6 protein-coding genes are annotated in these 17,391 nt (G+C 56.8%); all 6 read left to right on the top strand.

Annotated elements, in window-relative coordinates:
- The first annotated feature begins 149 nt into the window (after positions 1-149).
- Genes LOH53_RS00060 through LOH53_RS00085 form a run of 6 tightly spaced genes read left to right on the top strand, consistent with a single transcriptional unit; the run spans position 150 to position 17,274 of the window.
- Complete coding sequence (locus tag LOH53_RS00060; protein ID WP_230065681.1) at positions 150-5,327, top strand: DEAD/DEAH box helicase; 5,178 nt, start codon at positions 150-152, stop codon at positions 5,325-5,327.
- Positions 5,327-8,188, top strand: coding sequence for a helicase-related protein (locus tag LOH53_RS00065; RefSeq protein ID WP_230065682.1), 2,862 nt, complete (start codon positions 5,327-5,329; stop codon positions 8,186-8,188). Before LOH53_RS00060 ends, LOH53_RS00065 begins: the two co-directional genes overlap by 1 nt.
- Positions 8,185-12,198, top strand: coding sequence for an Eco57I restriction-modification methylase domain-containing protein (locus tag LOH53_RS00070; RefSeq protein ID WP_230065683.1), 4,014 nt, complete (start codon positions 8,185-8,187; stop codon positions 12,196-12,198). The genes LOH53_RS00065 and LOH53_RS00070 overlap by 4 nt, the downstream gene beginning before the upstream one ends.
- On the top strand, positions 12,195-13,055 hold the full coding sequence (locus tag LOH53_RS00075) for a hypothetical protein (RefSeq protein ID WP_230065684.1): 861 nt from the start codon (positions 12,195-12,197) through the stop codon (positions 13,053-13,055). Before LOH53_RS00070 ends, LOH53_RS00075 begins: the two co-directional genes overlap by 4 nt.
- A complete protein-coding gene (locus tag LOH53_RS00080) occupies positions 13,052-16,060 on the top strand; it encodes an McrB family protein (RefSeq protein WP_230065685.1) in 3,009 nt (1,002 codons plus the stop codon). Before LOH53_RS00075 ends, LOH53_RS00080 begins: the two co-directional genes overlap by 4 nt.
- Positions 16,060-17,274 carry an McrC family protein gene (locus tag LOH53_RS00085; RefSeq protein WP_230065686.1) on the top strand — a complete coding sequence of 405 codons (1,215 nt, stop codon included), beginning with the start codon at positions 16,060-16,062 and terminating at the stop codon, positions 17,272-17,274. The genes LOH53_RS00080 and LOH53_RS00085 overlap by 1 nt, the downstream gene beginning before the upstream one ends.
- Positions 17,275-17,391 lie beyond the last annotated feature (117 nt).

Consider the following 17,391-nt stretch of genomic DNA (forward strand, 5'->3'; position numbering starts at 1 on the left):
CTTCTGACGATGGTGTTCCCTGTAGCCCGATGACTCTTCGGCAGCGAACTCGCGGCTGCCTCTTCGACCGTGCCCAAATGGCTAGTCATCACGGAACCTGCCTATTCTTACTATGGACAACACTGTCGTTAGCATCGTGGGGGTAGCAAGTGGACGCGTTTGGTATTCGGGACCAGCTGATCGAGGGCTACCGCTCGTTCACCGAAGGATTTGTCGACATCCAGGACCAGCGCATTAAGGATGCCGTCGTCGAACTGGGTGACAAGGGACGCCAGTGGCCTGATCCGTGGCTTTCGTTGAACCCGTCCTTTAGTTCCGGCGGCCGCGTGGATGAGCTTGTGCGGCGCGGGCTCCTACACCCCGACTGCGACGCAATTTTCCGGCCAAAAAAGGATCTCTCAGATCGTGGATCCTCGCCGATCACCCTGCACAGGCACCAACGGGATGCCATTGAGATCGCGGCCCAGAAGGCCTCATACGTTCTGACCACCGGAACCGGCTCGGGCAAGTCACTCGCCTACATCGTCCCGATTGTGGACCGTGTCTTGCGTGAGGGCACGGGAAAAGGTATCAAGGCCATCATTGTCTACCCGATGAACGCTTTGGCCAACAGTCAGATGGAGGAACTGTCAAAATTCCTCGATTTCGGTTTTGACGGCAGGCCACCGGTAACCTTTGCCCGTTACACAGGGCAAGAGCGCGGCGAGGACCGGGAAAACATACTGAAGAATCCTCCGGATATCCTCCTGACCAACTACGTGATGCTCGAATACGTTCTGACAAGGCCAGAGGAACGCCAATCGCTCATTCGGGCAGCCTCCGGGCTGCAGTTTCTGGTGCTAGACGAATTGCATACGTACCGGGGACGCCAGGGTGCCGACGTGGCAATGCTGGTCCGTCGGCTGCGCGATGCCTGCAACGCCCATCAGACACTTCAGTGCATCGGGACCTCGGCGACCATGTCCAGCGGCGGTACCCTGGCGGATCAGCAGAAGGACGTTGCCAAGGTGGCCTCGCGCATCTTCGGTGCGGACATCACCCCGGAACATGTAATTACCGAAACATTGGTGCAGGCGACTACCAGCCACCATCGCTCAGCGGGTGAACTTAGGTCAGCCGTCTTGGAACGAGGCGATGCAGAATTTAGCAGCCCGACCCTGTCGGGTGGCTACACACTGATGCAGTCGGATCCGCTGGCGTCGTGGATTGAGGACACCTTTGGGCTCACCACTGAGCCCGATTCGGGCAGGATCGTGCGCCGCAAGCCACAAACCGTCACTCACGCGGCGGAAGAATTGGCGACGATAGCTGGAGAGCCTGTGCGGAAGTGTGCCACAGCGATCCGTGCCACGCTCCTCGCCGGTTCCAAGGCCAAACATAGTGAGACAAACCGTCCCCTGTTTGCCTTCCGACTTCACCAGTTCATCTCCAAAGCAGGCTCGCTGTATGTCACGGCGGAGTCCGAAGACAAGCGACTCATCGAGACCAATTTTCAGTTAACAATTGGCGCAGACGAGAAACGACTTTACCCATTGGCATTTTGCCGGGAATGTGGCCAGGAGTATCTGATGGCCCGGCTGACAGAACGGGATGGGGAACACAGATTCATAACTCGTCATGAGCTCAAGATGCAGCAGAGTGGTGGCGACGATAATGGCCAAGACGGGTACCTGTATATTTCCACCACTCAGGAATGGCCCGACAAGGCAGTGGAAGCAGGGCGAATCCCGGGGTCCTGGCTCAGCAATGCAGAATCGGGCAATCCCATCATCGAGTCCAAGCGCAAACGGATTCCTGCCAGGTTCCGGGTGCAGCCTGATGGGTCGGCGGCCTTCGACAATGAGTACACCCAAGGTTCAGGACAACTGGCCGCGTGGGTACCTGGGAGCCTTGGGTTTTGCCTCAATTGCCAAGTGACGTACGAGTCCGCGCGGAGCGGGGAGTTCTCAAAGGTTGTCACCCTTGACCAAGAAGGCCGCAGCAGTGCCATGACGGTGATCGCCACCAAATTGGTGCAGCTCTTGCGGTCCAATGCTGGCGGGGACTTGAAGCCACAGGCCAAGAAGTTGTTGACCTTTGTGGACAACCGGCAGGACGCTTCCTTGCAGGCAGGGCATTTGAACGACTTTGTTCAGGTTGCTCAGCTTCGTTCTGCACTTTATCGGGCTGTTGCTTCAGCGGGTGACGCTGGTGTTGAGGCTATGGAGCTTGGCGATGCCATGGTCAAGACCCTCGATCTTGCCTGGACTGACTATGCGCGGACAGAAGACCCGCTTGACCCCAAACCCACCAAGCGCGCCCTGAATGAGGTGGTCACGTATCGCGCCCTGCGAGATTTGCAGCGCGGTTGGCGGATCACCTTGCCAAACTTGGAGCAGACAGGCCTGCTGGTAGTTGACTATCCGCTGGCGAAGAACCTTGCTGAACAAGAACGGCGCTGGGAAGGGGCTCACTACATCCTCCGTGACGCTGATCCAGGGAAGCGTGAAGAGATCATCAGGGTCTTGCTTGATGAGTTCCGGCGTGTGCTGGCCATTGATGCAGAGGAGCTGACTGCCGATTGGTTGGACCGAGTCAAGAACCGCAGCCGGGAGTTCCTCACCGGAATCTGGGCACTGCCCGAACAGGAATCCGCGGCAAGCGTCGGTTTGGTTACCACTGAGCCGAAGAAGATGGCGTTCCGAACGACCCTTCCCATCACCTCCTACGGTACGTTTGGACGCTGGCTGGCGAAAACTGCGTCCCCTGGTGGCAAGCTCAAGCGGGTGGAAGTTGATGAAGTCATCGCCTCGCTCTTTACTATCCTTCTGGAGACCGGGTTCATTGCAGAAGTGGTGGAGGGCAAGTCTGCTGGCTACCGGTTGAAGCTCTCGAGCATGGTCTTGAAAAAGGGCGACGGCGAATACGGCGCGCCAGATCTTTTGCGCCGGACTTATCATGCCGATCAAAAGCCTCGAGTTATTGATTTCTTCAAGGATTTGTACCTAGAAACCGGACAGGAATTGGCTGGCCTGAAGGCTGCAGAACACACCGCCCAAGTTCGCGCCGATGACCGTGAACGACGCGAACACGAATTCCGTAGTGCGGAGCTGCCGCTACTATTTTGCTCTCCCACCATGGAACTCGGCGTTGATATTGCCGACCTCAACGCCGTTGCCATGCGCAACGTTCCTCCCACTCCAGCGAACTATGCCCAGAGAAGTGGCCGGGCTGGAAGGTCGGGTCAGCCAGCCTTGGTACTGACCTACTGTGCCACGGGCAGTCCGCATGATTCGTATTACTTCGAGCGCTCAGATCTGATGGTTTCCGGGCAGGTGCAACCGCCTCGCCTCGACTTTGCCAATGAGGACTTGGTTCGTTCCCACGTGCATGCTGTGTGGCTAGCTGAAGCGCTAGCTGCAACAAAGACCGGTCTAGGTAAATCCATGAGCGGCTTGTTGAAGCTCGAAGACAAGAGCTACCCGCTTCAAGCTCAAATCAAGGCCGTCTTGGCTGATCAAAATGCAGGGGAAAGGGCCAAAAGTTCCGCCAAAGTCCTCATGCGCAGCATCGAAGGTGAATTGCGAGACACCCCATGGTGGACAGAGGCTTGGTCGGACCAAGTGATTGAGAATGCATTGACCAGCTTTGATCAGTCGTGTGAGCGTTGGCGCCAGCTGTACCGCAGCGCCATCGCTGAACAGGATGCCGCGCACCGGGCCAGCCAAGATCATTCCACGGATTCGAAGCAACGTGAATTGGCAATTAGCAGGCACCGTGAGGCTGGCCAGCGCCTTGAAATTCTCCTCAATGACAGTGATTCACGTGGCCAGTCGGACTTCTATACCCTGCGGTACCTTGCATCCGAAGGGTTTCTGCCTGGTTATTCGTTCCCGCGGCTGCCGCTTGCAGCTTTCATTCCGGGCCAGCGGCGTGGCAAGGACAGCAATAGCACCTGGCTACAGCGCTCTCGCTTCCTGGCCATCAGTGAGTTCGGCCCGGATGCGCTGATCTATCACGAGGGCGCGCGCTACCAGGTCAAACGGGTGAGCCTACCTCGGGACTCCGATGGCGGTGGCGTCGGGGATGTTGTCTTGGGTGAGGCACGCGTTTGTGACGCCTGCGGATACCTGCACCAACGGCAAGCCGGTCTGGATATCTGTGAGTCCTGTGAAGAACCGTTAGCAGGAAGCTGGTCCAATCTCATGCAATTGCAGTCGGTCATCACACGACGGCGCGAAAGAATTAGCGCCGATGAGGAAGAACGCAATAGGCAAGGCTTCGAGTTGGTTACCAACTATCGGTTTGCCCCGCATGGGGAAAAACCGGGACATTCGGATGCCGCAATCCTGAATGGCCAGAACAGTCTGGGACATGTTCTTTACGGTGATGGAGCCACAGTCCGCGTTACGAACCTCGGCCGTCGTAATCGTGCCCAGCAGGACCGCCATGGTTTTTGGCTGGATCTCATTACAGGGGAGTGGCTCTCGGAAAAGAAGGCAACTTCGGAAACGGGTGAAGTGGGCGATCTTTCGGACGCTGATGATGCCACCGTCGAGCAGTCCAAAAAGAAACAAATGGTCACCCCGTATGTCGAAGACAGACGGAACATTGCCGTCATTCGATGGCATGACGTGTTGACGACGGCGGAGTCAACGTCCATGCAGTTCGCGCTCGAGCGGGGCATTGAAGCCGTCTTCCAACTGGAAGATTCCGAGCTCTCGAGTGAGTTACTGGCCGACAACGAGGACCGTGGACGGCTGCTATTCATTGAAGCAGCCGAAGGCGGTGCAGGAGTACTTCGACGCCTCCAAGGTGAGACTGATGCGATGGCTAGGGTTGCCGTCAAGGCTTTGGAGATTCTCCATATAGATACCCAGACGGGGCAGGAGCTGGAAAACGCGTGTGTCCGGGGGTGTTACCGCTGTCTCCTGTCCTACGGCAACCAGCGTGACCATGAGATCATCGATCGCCGTCTTATCATCGACCGCCTGCTTCAATTGGCGGGAGCAACCACGGTGGCTTCTGTTGAACCCCGGCAAGCTAAACATTCCTTGCCGCCGGGGACGGTGGTGAGCTTTCGCGCCGAAGAGCTCCTGACTTACCTGTTGGAGTCTGGCCGCCGACTTCCGGACGAGGTGGGCTCCACCCTGGAGGGCAACGTCGTCGATTTTGTCTATGCGACCGGTTTGTCAGTCCGTTCTGCTGTAATCGTGGAAGACCCCTCCCGGCCAGCCGTAGATACGATGGCCTTAACCTTCAGTAACTGGAACGTCATCACTTGGCGCTCCAACGCGGACATGGAAGTGTTCGTCAATGAACACGCAAACATTTTTGGAGCTGTGTAGTGACAAGTACGACGACGGAGCAGGGTTTTGCGATCGGCTCACTTGTCGCTGCGCGCGGCAGAGAATGGGTTGTCTTGCCAGAGAGTCAAACCGATTTTCTGGTGCTTCGACCCATCGGAGGCACTGACGACGACATTGCCGGCGTCATCCCGGCCATCGAGGACGTCGTCCACGCATCATTCGGGCTGCCATCAGCCACCGACTTTGGTGATGACCGCAGTGCACGGCTGTTGCGCGATGCCCTGCGGATCGGTTTCCGCTCCAGCGGCGGTCCCTTCCGTTCGCTTGCCGGGCTGAACGTCAGCCCCCGCCCCTACCAGCTCGTCCCCTTGTTGTTGGCGCTCCGCCAAGACGTGGTTCGGCTCCTGATCGCCGATGACGTCGGAATTGGCAAGACCATTGAAGCAGGCCTGATTGCCTCCGAACTTATCGCCCAGGGTGACGCGGATGGTCTGGCGGTGCTGTGCCCTCCTAGCCTCGCCCAACAGTGGCAGCAGGAGCTTTCGGAAAAGTTTGGTATCGACGCCAAGCTAGTTCTTCCAGGAACAGTGAAGAGGCTTCAAAAAGAAGCCGGATACGACAAGTCGATCTTCGAGTACTTCAAATACACAATCGTCTCCACTGACTTCATTAAGTCCGAGTCCAAACGACATGACTTTATGAGGACAGCCCCAAACTTAGTCATTGTTGATGAGGCCCACGGCGTCAGTGCCGACGACTCCGGCAAGGGCGGCGCTGGCCGGACCCAACGCTATGAATTGGTGCGGGGCCTGGCCGACGATCCGGAGCGTCATCTCCTGTTGGTCACAGCCACCCCTCACAGTGGCAACGACGGTGCCTTCCGAAATTTGATTGGCCTGCTGGATAACTCGCTCAAGACTGCCGATCTCTCAACCGAGAGCGGCCGCCGCAAGTTGGCCGACCACATGGTTCAGCGCCGCCGCGTGGACATTCGCAGCTACCTAAAGTCGGACACCAAATTCCCCGATGACCGGCAAACCGTCGAAGTTGCCTACAAACTTTCCCCGGAGCACCGGGCATTTTTTGATGCCGTTCTCGACTACGTCCGAGGACAGGTACAGGACAACTCGGGCACCAAACGCGACCAGCGCATTCGTTGGTGGTCCGCACTTTCGCTCCTGCGCGCTATGGCATCTTCACCGGCTTCTGCGGCTGCGACATTGGGCACAAGGGCCATCGGTGAAGAAGCGGAAACTCGCGAAGCTGCCGAAAAACGCGGTATGGCCGTTGTTATGGACCAGGTGGAGGACGACGGTGGAGAAGCCATCGACGTCGTTCCAGGCTCACGTCCGAACACGATGGATGAGTCCTCGTCCCAGAAACGCAGTCTCAATACCTTCCTGAAAACAGCCAGACACCTCCAAGAGCACCCAGAGCTGGATACCAAACTCCTGCTGCTTTTGAAGCGGACCAAGAATCTGATCGCCGATGGGTACCAGCCCATAGTCTTCTGCCGGTTCATCCCGACGGCGCATTATGTTGCCGAATACTTGCGCGATGCCGGCAAGAAGAAATTCGATGTCGAAGTTGTCACCGGCGAGCTTCCCTCGGAGGAACGCGCCGCTCGCATTGCCGCACAGGCCGAGCGTGCGCAGGACGTACCCAAGATCCTCGTGGCCACGGATTGCCTGTCGGAAGGTGTAAACCTGCAGGACGGTTTCCAGGCCGTCATCCACTATGACCTTGCCTGGAACCCTACCCGGCATGAACAGCGAGAGGGCCGTGTTGACCGCTTCGGCCAGCTGTCCGAGACCGTTCGAGCCCTGACGCTTTACGGGGACGACAACGGCATCGACGGTATTGTCTTGGAAGTCCTGCTCCGTAAGCATGAGAGCATCCGCCGGGATTTGGGTATCAGTGTCCCGGTGCCGCCCAAGAGCGATCAGGTTCTGGCGGCCCTCTTGGAAGGCATTCTCATGCGGGGCAAGGACGGAGACCAGCTGGAATTGTTCACGTTGACACCCGAGGCAGAGCAATTTGATGCTGATTGGCGCAGCAGCGCCGAGCAGGAAAAGATCAGCCGGTCTCGGTTCGCGCAAAACGCTGTGCGGCCTGAAGAGGTGGAAAAAGTGGTGGAGGCTGCCAAACGGAGTTTGGGGGATCCTGACGACGTTGCAGCATTTGTTCGTGCCGCATTGGAAGAAACTGGTGCGCATATTCAGGACTCTGAGAACGGTTTCACTGCCGAGTTAACCGCTGCTGTCGCTGGAGTCCGCAGTGCGCTTAGAACGGACAAGGCTATGCGCTTTGTCAGTGACTTCCCGGCGCCCCGCAATGCTGCGGTTCTGGTCCGGACCGATCCAGCCGTTGCTGCAGCCGCCAACTACGTGCTGAATTCAGCCTTGGATGTGCAGCTCTCGGGCAAGGAACGTCCCGCCCGGCGTTGCGGTTTCATCAAGACGAACGACGTCGAACAGCTCACAGTTGCGCTGTTGGTGCGTTTCCGCACCAAGTTGGTGCTCCCAGCCCGGTTGGGAGACAGAACCGACATGGCCGAGGAAGCCCGGGTGCTGGCGTTTACCGGCTCCCCGAAGAATCCAATCTGGTTGGCGGAGGATCAGGTGGAGGCCTTGCTGGAATCCAAGCCGTCGGCCAATACCGGGGACGTCGGCAACATGATGACAAACATCCTGGACTCCATACCATTGTTGACCCCGCAGCTTAATGAAAAGGCGCAGGAAGTGGCGGATCAAATCCGCGATGCCCACCGCGAGGTCCGCATTGCCGCACGTGGCGACCGCGCCGGTCAACTGGGTATTCGTGGCCTCAGCGTTGAAGCCAATCTTCCCGTCGATATACTCGGCGTCTATGTCTACAGCCCGGCCGGAGGCAACAATTGAGCACCGCATTTCAAGCCATCACCGTTGTGGGCGGCGTTGTCCCACCTTCCTTGTTGGGCCGTATCCAGTCCGGTGAAGTTAACGACGTCAAGAGCTTGGCTCCGGCCGGCTACCACCTGATCGGCACCGAAACAATCCGTGACGCCGCCTCGCGAACCTGGATGTACCTGCAGGACGCCTGGAGCGCTTGGCGAGAATCCGATGCCTCGAAACGACCCGACGGAGAAGGCGCCGGAACCGGTGACGCCCGGCAAAAGTGGCTTCTTGTCCTGCTGCGCGAGCTTGGTTATGGCCATGTTCAGGTTACCCCTGGCGGCCTGACTATCGGCGAGGACAGCTACCCCATATCGCACCGGTGGGAGTCCGTTCCTATCCATTTGTTGGGTCCAGGACTGAATCTGGACAAGCGGACTCCGAAAGAGGCCGGTGCCGCACGACGCGCTCCACAGGCAATGGTGCAGGAATTCCTCAATCGCGAGGACAACTACTTGTGGGCCATTCTGAGCAATGGGCTGAAGCTGCGTCTGCTCCGTGATTCCACCGCACTGGCGGGTTCGGCATACATCGAATTTGACCTTGAAACGATCTTCGATTCAGATCTGTATTCAGAGTTTCAGCTTCTGTGGCAGCTGTGTCATGAGTCCCGACTTGCCAAGCGGGGTGGTGCCGATGCTCCGGCCGACGACTGTTGGTTGGAAACTTGGCGCAGCGAATCCGTGCAGGCCGGGGCCCGTGCGCTGGATAAACTCGGCTCCGGAGTCGAAAACGCACTTAACAGCCTTGGCACAGGGTTCCTGCGTCATCCTGACAACAGCTGGCTCCTCGAAGCATTGCACACGGGCGAACTCCGACACCGCGACTTCCACAAGGCCCTTCTTCGCACCGCCTATAGGCTTCTCTTCCTCTTTGTAGTGGAAGACCGTGGGGCACTCCTTGATCCTGAAGCCAACAAACTATCCCGCCAACGTTACGATGACTATTTCTCCACGCATCGATTGCGCAAGATGGCAAGGACGCGCGACGGCGGTCCTCATCCCGACCTGTGGCGCACACAAAAGATGGTACTTTCAGCCCTCGGCGGCGAAGGCCTGACAACAATTGGGCTGCCGGCCCTGGGCGGTCTCTTCGACCCAGACCCGCGAGCCAAAAAGGTTGAAGGGCAGTCACAAGACGACCTCCTTCTGGGTGCAGAGCTGGCCAATCAGGACTTCCTGAAAGCAATCCGCAGTTTAGGGTGGGTGTTGGGCAAATCCGGGCGTATGCAGCCGGTGGACTATCGCCACTTGGGAGCTGAAGAACTGGGCTCCGTTTATGAGTCGCTGTTGGAGTTTGTGGCCAAGGTTGACACTGAAACACGCTCATTCAAGCTGGCCCTCTTGTCCGGTAACGACCGCAAGACCACAGGCTCTTACTACACGCCGCCCAATCTGGTTTCCGCACTGCTGGACACGGCCTTGGATCCGCTTCTAGACGCTGCCGTCAACGGTGGCGGCAATACGGCGGACAGAGAGTCCCGCCTACTGGCCCTGACCGTTTGCGACCCGGCCTCCGGTTCCGGAGGGTTTCTGGTTGCCGCTGCCCGACGTATTGCACGTCGTGTGGCCGAGGTCCGCGCCGGCGACAATGAGCCGACTCCTTCGGAGGTGCAAACTGCCCTGCACGATGTGGTCGAACGCTGCATCTACGGCGTAGATATGAACGACCTTGCCGCAGAGTTGGCCAAGGTGTCTCTGTGGCTCGAAGCCATGCAGCCCGGAAAACCATTGGGATTCCTGGACGCACGCATCAAGATCGGCAACAGCCTCCTCGGCACGACACCGGCACTCCTTGCGGGCGGTGTTCCGGACGGGGCCTTCACAGTCCTGGAAGGGGACGATAAGAAGCACGCTGCGGAAGCCAAGAAACGAAACAAGGCCGAGAACACACGCACAGTAGACCAATTATTTGGATCCCTGGGCCAAGATGCCTTCAGCTTTGGCGGCACAACGTCAGCACTGGCCACTCTAATCAGCCAACGCCAGAATCTCGTAAAACCAGTCTCGAGCGCCCAAGAAGCGCGTGCACGAGCCAAGGCCTACACAGCCTTCGACCAGTCCGAAGGCATGGAACAAAAACGGCTCCACGCCGACGCATGGTGCGCAGCCTTTGTCTGGCCACTGAAAGTAGGCGAACCTGAACCTCCGACGTCTTCCATCGTCCGGCAATTGGGTGAGTCCGGCACGTCGGCTGGCTACGCGGAAACTGTGGAGCTTGTCCGCAAGCTGGCCCACGACTATCGCTTCTTCCATTGGCACCTGGAGTATCCAGAAATCTTTGGGGACTCCGAAGCCAGCGACGACGTCGGTGCGGAGGGATGGCCTGGAGGTTTTTCCTGCATGCTTGGTAACCCGCCGTGGGAACGTGTCAAGCTTCAGGAGCAGGAGTTCTTTGCAGCCCGTAATGAGGCAATTGCAAAGGCGCCGAATGCGGCCGCAAGAACGCGTTTGATCAAGAACTTGGTTGATGACGATCCGATTCTCCATCGCGACTTTTTGCAGGCCAAACGTGAGGCTGAGGGGCAGAGCGTTTCCATGCGAACTTCTGGCCGTTACCCGTTCAATGGGCGCGGAGATGTCAATACTTATGCGGTGTTTGCTGAGCTTTTCCGAAGTTTGACAGGCCCTCACGGCCGCTCGGGTGTCATCGTCCCCACGGGCATTGCCACAGACGCAACCACCCAGTATTTCTTCAAGGATCTCGTAGAGAGCAGCACCATCGCAGCACTGTATGACTTTGAAAACCGGGCCCCACTTTTTCAGGACGTCGATTCAAGGTTCAAGTTCTGCTTGCTAACGGTAGCGGGCCGGGAGGCGAAGGAAGAAACAGCATCATTCGCGTTCTTCCTTCACGACCCTGCTGATATTTCGGTGTCGGAGTTCGACCTCAGTCCGGCGGAGATCAAACTGATCAATCCAAACACGGGAACCTTGCCGATCTTCCGGACGCGCCGTGATGCGGAAATCACCCTCGGCATCTATCGTCGCGTGCCAGTCCTTATCAATGAGAGCGACCCCATCAACGGCAACCCATGGGGCGTCTCCTTCATGACGATGTTCCACATGTCGAATGATTCTCACCTGTTCTATACCCGTGAACAACTCGAGAACGACGGCTGGACCCTTAACGGCAACGCCTTCGAGCGCGAAATCGTCGGGGGGGGGGGTGATAGAATGCTTCCTCTTTATGAAGCGAAGATGTTCCACCAATTCGATCACCGTTGGGCAACCTACGATGGCCTCGACGTTCGCGATGCCTCACTTGCAGAGAAGTGCAACAAGGCATTCACGGTGCTCCCGCGTTACTGGGTTGCCGATGAGGAAATCAATGCCCGCCTGTCGGGAAAATGGGATAAGTCATGGCTGCTGGCCTTCCGCGACATTGCACGGTCGACAGACGAACGCACAATGATCGCCAGCGCATTGCCACGAGTTGCCGTGGGACACACAGCGCCAATTGTTGATGCAGATTGTCCGCTGGTTCTCAGCGCCATGTGGGCCTCGTTGGCGTTCGACTACGTTGCACGACAAAAAGTTGGTGGCACCCACATGACGTACTCCTACCTCAAGCAACTACCGATGTTGGATCGCGAGACCCTCGAAGCACCAGCTTTATGGGACAGCACTCAGTCGCTCCGGGAGTGGATTGAAGACCGTGCATTGAGGTTGATAGTCACTGCGGACGATGTCGTCTCTGCGTTGGAAACGAACACGATCGAATGGAACGATTCGGAGCGTCTAATCATTCGTGCCGAACTCGACGCCGCATTTCTGGTCCTATTTGGCGCTACCAGAACGGACGCTGAACATATCTTGGACTCATTCCCGATCGTACGACGCAAAGAATGGATCGAGCATGGCCGATTCCTCACGAAGGAACGCGTTCTGGATTCATTTGATCAGCTGCGTGATGCCATGAACGCCGGGCTGCCATACAACTCAAGGTTGAATACCTCGCAAGGAGCCACAGCATGACCACGACCACCGAACGCATGCTTCCCCTCTACGAAGCCAAGATGATCCACCAGTTCGATCATCGCTGGGCAACCTATGAAGGTCTCCATGTAAGGGACGTTACGGTGGAAGAGAAAGCTGATCCATCGTTCACGGTTCTCCCGAGATACTGGATTGAAAATACAGAAGTTGAATCTACTCTCAGCGAGGACTGGGTTGTGGGATTCCGCGATATTGCGCGAGCGACTGATGAAAGAACTACGATTTGCACGAATTTCCCGAGAGCTGGGGTTGGAAATAAGCTGCCAATTCTTCGATCGTCTGATGCGGATATATGGGTACTACCTACAATACTAAGTTCATTCGCTCAAGATTTTGTAAGTCGAACCAAGATCAGTAGTACTTCGTTGAACTTTTTCTTGGTAAAGCAGTTTCCGGTGCTTCCTCCGTCGATACTTCGTGGGCCTACTAAATGGGACCATCCAGAGACTCTTCTGATCGATTGGATAGGGCCCAGAGTGGCGGAGCTGGAATATATGACGCACGAGGTAATCCCAGCGTCTGCACAGAAACTGGAGTGTGGCGGCCCCTTCGTCTGGAATTCTGAACGACGCTCTCAAATTCGCGCCGAACTTGATGCGGCCTTCTTCTACCTCTATGGCATTGTTCGCAGCGACGTCGATTACATCATGAACACATTTCCCATCGTGAAGCGCAAGGATGAATCTGTCTTCGGGGAATTCCAAACGAAACGTCTGATCTTGGAAGCGTACGATGCCATGCAAGTCGCCATCGTTACCGGCGTTCCGTTCGAGTCCACACTCAATCCACCTCCGGGTCAGGGCCTCCGTCATCCTGCAAAGGAAACCGTCTCATGAGCACACAGCAGTGGAAAGAATTCATGGAATTTGCGGCCAAATTCGCCAAAACGGTCGATCTTGATGCCGAAGAATATGACTACAAGCTGGTCCTCGCTGAACGGTTGACGCAGACGAGAGAGTTGTTCCTTTCAAAGGACTCGGGATGGTTCGAGGCGCTGCGTAAGGACATTGCGTCGTCGAACCTCATGAACCAATACTTCATGATGCGGCTGATAGAGAAAGGGCGGACGCAGCCAGACGACCTTTGGGACATCATCAATCTGCTCTGGCGTAGGGATGAACCGTCTGCAGATCATATTGATGATTTCAGCGAACGCCTACGGCCCTTCAATCCCCAGCAACTGTCTGTCGGTGGAATCGTGGGATTCGCATCTCTGCTGCTAATGACGCGTGATCCTCATCGTTTTCCGCCTTACCGAGCGCGGGCCGTCAAGAAGTTCCTAAAACTTGTCGGATGGGATGACCGAGGCTCCAACGGAACACCATCGCGCCGATACGAGCTCTTGCTGGAGGCCTTGGACGAGATGCTTCGGCTGGCACCAGACGCGGGGATCGTGCTCCGGGACCGGCTGGACGCCCAAGGTCTTCTCTGGACAGTAATGAATGTTGATCCTACTGGGGAGTGGTCTTCAATAGAAGCCGCTGCACTGCGAAATTGGCGAGGAGAAGAAATGACAATAGTCGAAACTGACTATGTTCGCGGATTTGGGCTCGAACCGGTATTGGAAACCGCTGCGCGATTGATCATTGATGCCGGTATTCGAGGAGAGTCGTCACCGTTCTGGCCCCAAGGTTGTTCGTGGACAGAACAGAATGCAGCTGAATTGATCAAGCGCATTTATGAGAACTTTGACGGTGGCGACGATCCGTTCATGGTGAAACTGGAACGACAGCTCAGTGGCGCCGCCGTTGGGGTTTACGTCCTGGCGGCAGAGTTCATGGCTCTGCATATGCTTCCCCTGATCAATGTTCGAAGTGAGACGAAACTATCCAGAGTCGAAGAGATCCTTGGCTGGAGTGGTGAGAGCCTGGCGATTCCCGACGTCATCAGGGCCGGTCTGTTTGCCGGAGGTTCATTCCATGGAGGAACCGGTTTCAATGTAAGAATGTGGCGGCACTTCTGTTGGCTTGCAAGGTTTGTCTTGCAGGTGCGTACGACATCGGCCAGAGAACTGGAAGACGATCTCGCAGATCCTAGGAAGTTTGCCCTGCTCACGGAGTCTGTTCCGGACGACCCTCTGGGCATCAAATACTCGCTGGAGTACCTGGCGTGGCCAACATACTTTGAACCCATCACGAGCAGGACTCACCGTGTGCGCATCCAACAAGCATTCGCGGCGGACATCGAGGGAACATCCGGCTCAACGGATCCGGATATTTCTTGGGACCTGCATCGAATTCGGCAAGTCCACGAGGCCGCAGCCGACGGTCCGTCGGTGGACTGGTACGTGGAGCCCTACTTCAGCCGATGGATGAAGGGCGGTGTTAGCGGCCAGCGAGCATGGCTTGTCCGGCAGAGCCAGGGTGGTGTCGCCATGCTGGATTCATGGCTTGAATGTGGTTTCATTTCCACACGCGCCCAGCATTTAGGTTCTCCCAAACCCGGGTCAGGATTCGACGATGTCCAGACCGCCGTCAACCAGGGATACCAGCACATCGATTACTCGGAGCGGAAGGCCCGTGCACAAGAGTACTTTCGATTCTTGAGCCAGATGAAACCGGATGATTTCGTGCTGACTGCTGCCGAGGGCGAGCTGTATCTCGGCATCGTATCGGGCGACGCCGAATATGCAGACGATGAGACTTCCCGGCTGCGTCGCCGCGTAGATTGGCAATCGAACGGCATTAGCAGTGAAAACTTGCCGGCGCCGCTTCCTCGTCTGCTCGAGGAACAAGGCTCCGTGGTAGACCTGACGGACGCGCTCTCTGTGATCGCACCTTGGTTCGTAACAGACTTAGACCTCCCCTCGGACAAGGCGGACCTGGCACCCCAGCCGCAACCCGCCGTCGTACCTTCCCTGCGGGAAGCGACTCCGGAGCTTGCCCGCAAGCTCTACGTTCCCCGCGACGATCTCCAGGAAATAATCCGGTTGCTGCAGACCCGGCAACAGATCGTGTTCTATGGCCCTCCAGGAACGGGCAAGACATTCTTGGCTGGCAAGATTGCCAGGTTCCTAGCTGGGGACGAACATGGCGACCACGTCAAGACTGTGCAGTTCCACCCGTCCTATGCCTATGAGGATTTCTTTGAAGGCTACCGCCCGGCGAAGGCCGAAGGTGGCAACGTCGGATTCGCGCTAGAGCCGGGACCGCTGCGACGCATTGCCGCCGAGGCTGCCGCTGACGGCAACCGAGACAAGCCTTACTTCTTGATCATCGACGAGATGAACCGTGGAAACCTGGCAAAGATTTTTGGCGAATTGTATTTCCTGCTGGAGTACCGGGAACAGAGCATCAATCTCCAGTACAACTCGGAACAGACCTTTGTGTTGCCCCCGAACCTCTTTATTATCGGCACGATGAACACTGCCGATCGCTCGATTGCGATGGTGGATGCGGCCATCCGACGCAGATTTGCCTTCGTTGAGCTGCACCCACAAGACGGGATGATCGCCGGCATGTTGGAACGGTTCCTTGAAGGCAATGGAAAGCCGCTGCTTCGATCGAGTCTGCTCAATGCGTTGAATTCCGAAATCGAGGAAACCAGCCGTGACTTGATGATAGGACCTTCGTATTTCATGAAGGCACACGCAGAGAGTAACCAAGGGCTGGCTGACATTTGGAAGTATGAGCTGCTGCCTCTCTTGGAGGAGCAATACTTTGGTCGAATGAGCCGAGACAAAGTGCGGGAGAAATTTGGGCTGGAAACGTTGCTAAAGAAGGTTGCTTTGCTAGCCGGCCCGATTGACATGCTCGTTGATGAGTCCACTGACGCCAGCTTCGACGGAGAAACCCATGCCTCGAGTATTGATCAGATGGACGTTGAAGACGCAGGCCATTGATGCTGAAACATCTCGTACTTGATGAACTTCAATCGGATTCAGCTCCGGTAGAGCTAGACGACGAAACCGTCTCTAGTCTTGGCTTGACCGGCCTCGTATCTGTGATGCCTGCGCATGGTGGGATGTGGAAAATCCTGCCGTGCGGCCCGGTAGGTGCTGTGCAGATTGGTGGGTTGCTGGTTGAAGTGAAGCCAAAGGCAAAAGTGGGGCTGAGCAGGCTTTTGTTCTTGCTGGGCTATGCAAAAGATCCGGGGTTTCGCCCAGAGGATGTTGCCGGGCTGGAATACACCGATCTTTTTTCGGCACTGGCTGAATCGCTTGCCCGGCAAGTCTCAGGTGCACTGAGCCGAGGAGTACACAGTGGATATGTAACCCTCGACGAAGCATTGCGCACCGTGCGAGGCAAGATCCGTGTGGGCGACCAAATGTCACGGCGTCCCGGAATGCTGATTCCACTCGAGGTTACCTACGACGACTTCACGGTGGACATTCCGGAGAACCGCATTCTGCGCAGCGCCCTGCGGCTCATGATGCAGGTGCCGCGACTTGCGAATGATGTCGTGGCCAAACTTGCCCATCTGGATTCAAAGTTGGATGGCGTTTCGCTGCTGCGATGGGGGAGCCCGTTGCCTGCATGGACGCCGTCCCGCCTCAACGACCGTTACGTTCCGGCGCTCCGCCTTGCGGAAATAGTCTTGAAGAATATGTCGGCAGAAGCCGGGTTGGGGCCGCACCGGGTGGCGTCCTTTGTGGTGAACATGTCCACTGTCTTCGAGGACTTTGTTACGACAGCGTTGGCTGAATCGCTATCCAAATATCCAGGGCAAACTGTTGCGCAGTATCCCGCGTATTTCGACGCAGATGATGGCTTTCCGAATTCTCAGCGGGTGCGAATGTACGTGGACGTTGTTCATGAAGTTCGCGGGCGTGCGGCGCTGATTTTCGATGCCAAGTACAAGGCATCATCGTGGTCGGGGGCGTATCCGAATGCCGATTATTATCAAATGTTGGCATACTGTACGGCTCTGGACTTACCGCGGGCCTGGTTGGTGTACGCGGGGAGTGGTAGTCCAAGAGTGAGATCTGTGGCCAACAGTTCAGTTTCGATTGCCGAGTTTCCCATTGACGTTTCTCAAACACCCGAAGCACTACTGAGTAGCGTTGATGCGCTGGTGGAGGCAGCAGCGGACGCGTCTCTGCTGGCCCTTCGTTGACTGTAGAAGGTCGGCAGAAATTGGGCTTGCTGAGGATGCGGGTGGCGGGCAATGTGAGAATCAACTGATCTGCATCTGAGGGCTCCTTCACGGAAGAACAGGTATTCAATGAAAATA

It is taken from the genome of Arthrobacter cryoconiti (assembly GCF_020905375.1).
Taxonomy (GTDB): Bacteria; Actinomycetota; Actinomycetes; order Actinomycetales; family Micrococcaceae; genus Specibacter; species Specibacter cryoconiti.

What these genes read in the sequence shown, in the direction of transcription:
- LOH53_RS00085 (WP_230065686.1), top strand. Translation starts at nt 16,060, where the DNA reads ATGCTGAAACATCTCGTACTTGATGAACTTCAATCGGATTCAGCTCCG.
- LOH53_RS00080 (WP_230065685.1), top strand. Translation starts at nt 13,052, where the DNA reads ATGAGCACACAGCAGTGGAAAGAATTCATGGAATTTGCGGCCAAATTC.
- LOH53_RS00075 (WP_230065684.1), top strand. Translation starts at nt 12,195, where the DNA reads ATGACCACGACCACCGAACGCATGCTTCCCCTCTACGAAGCCAAGATG.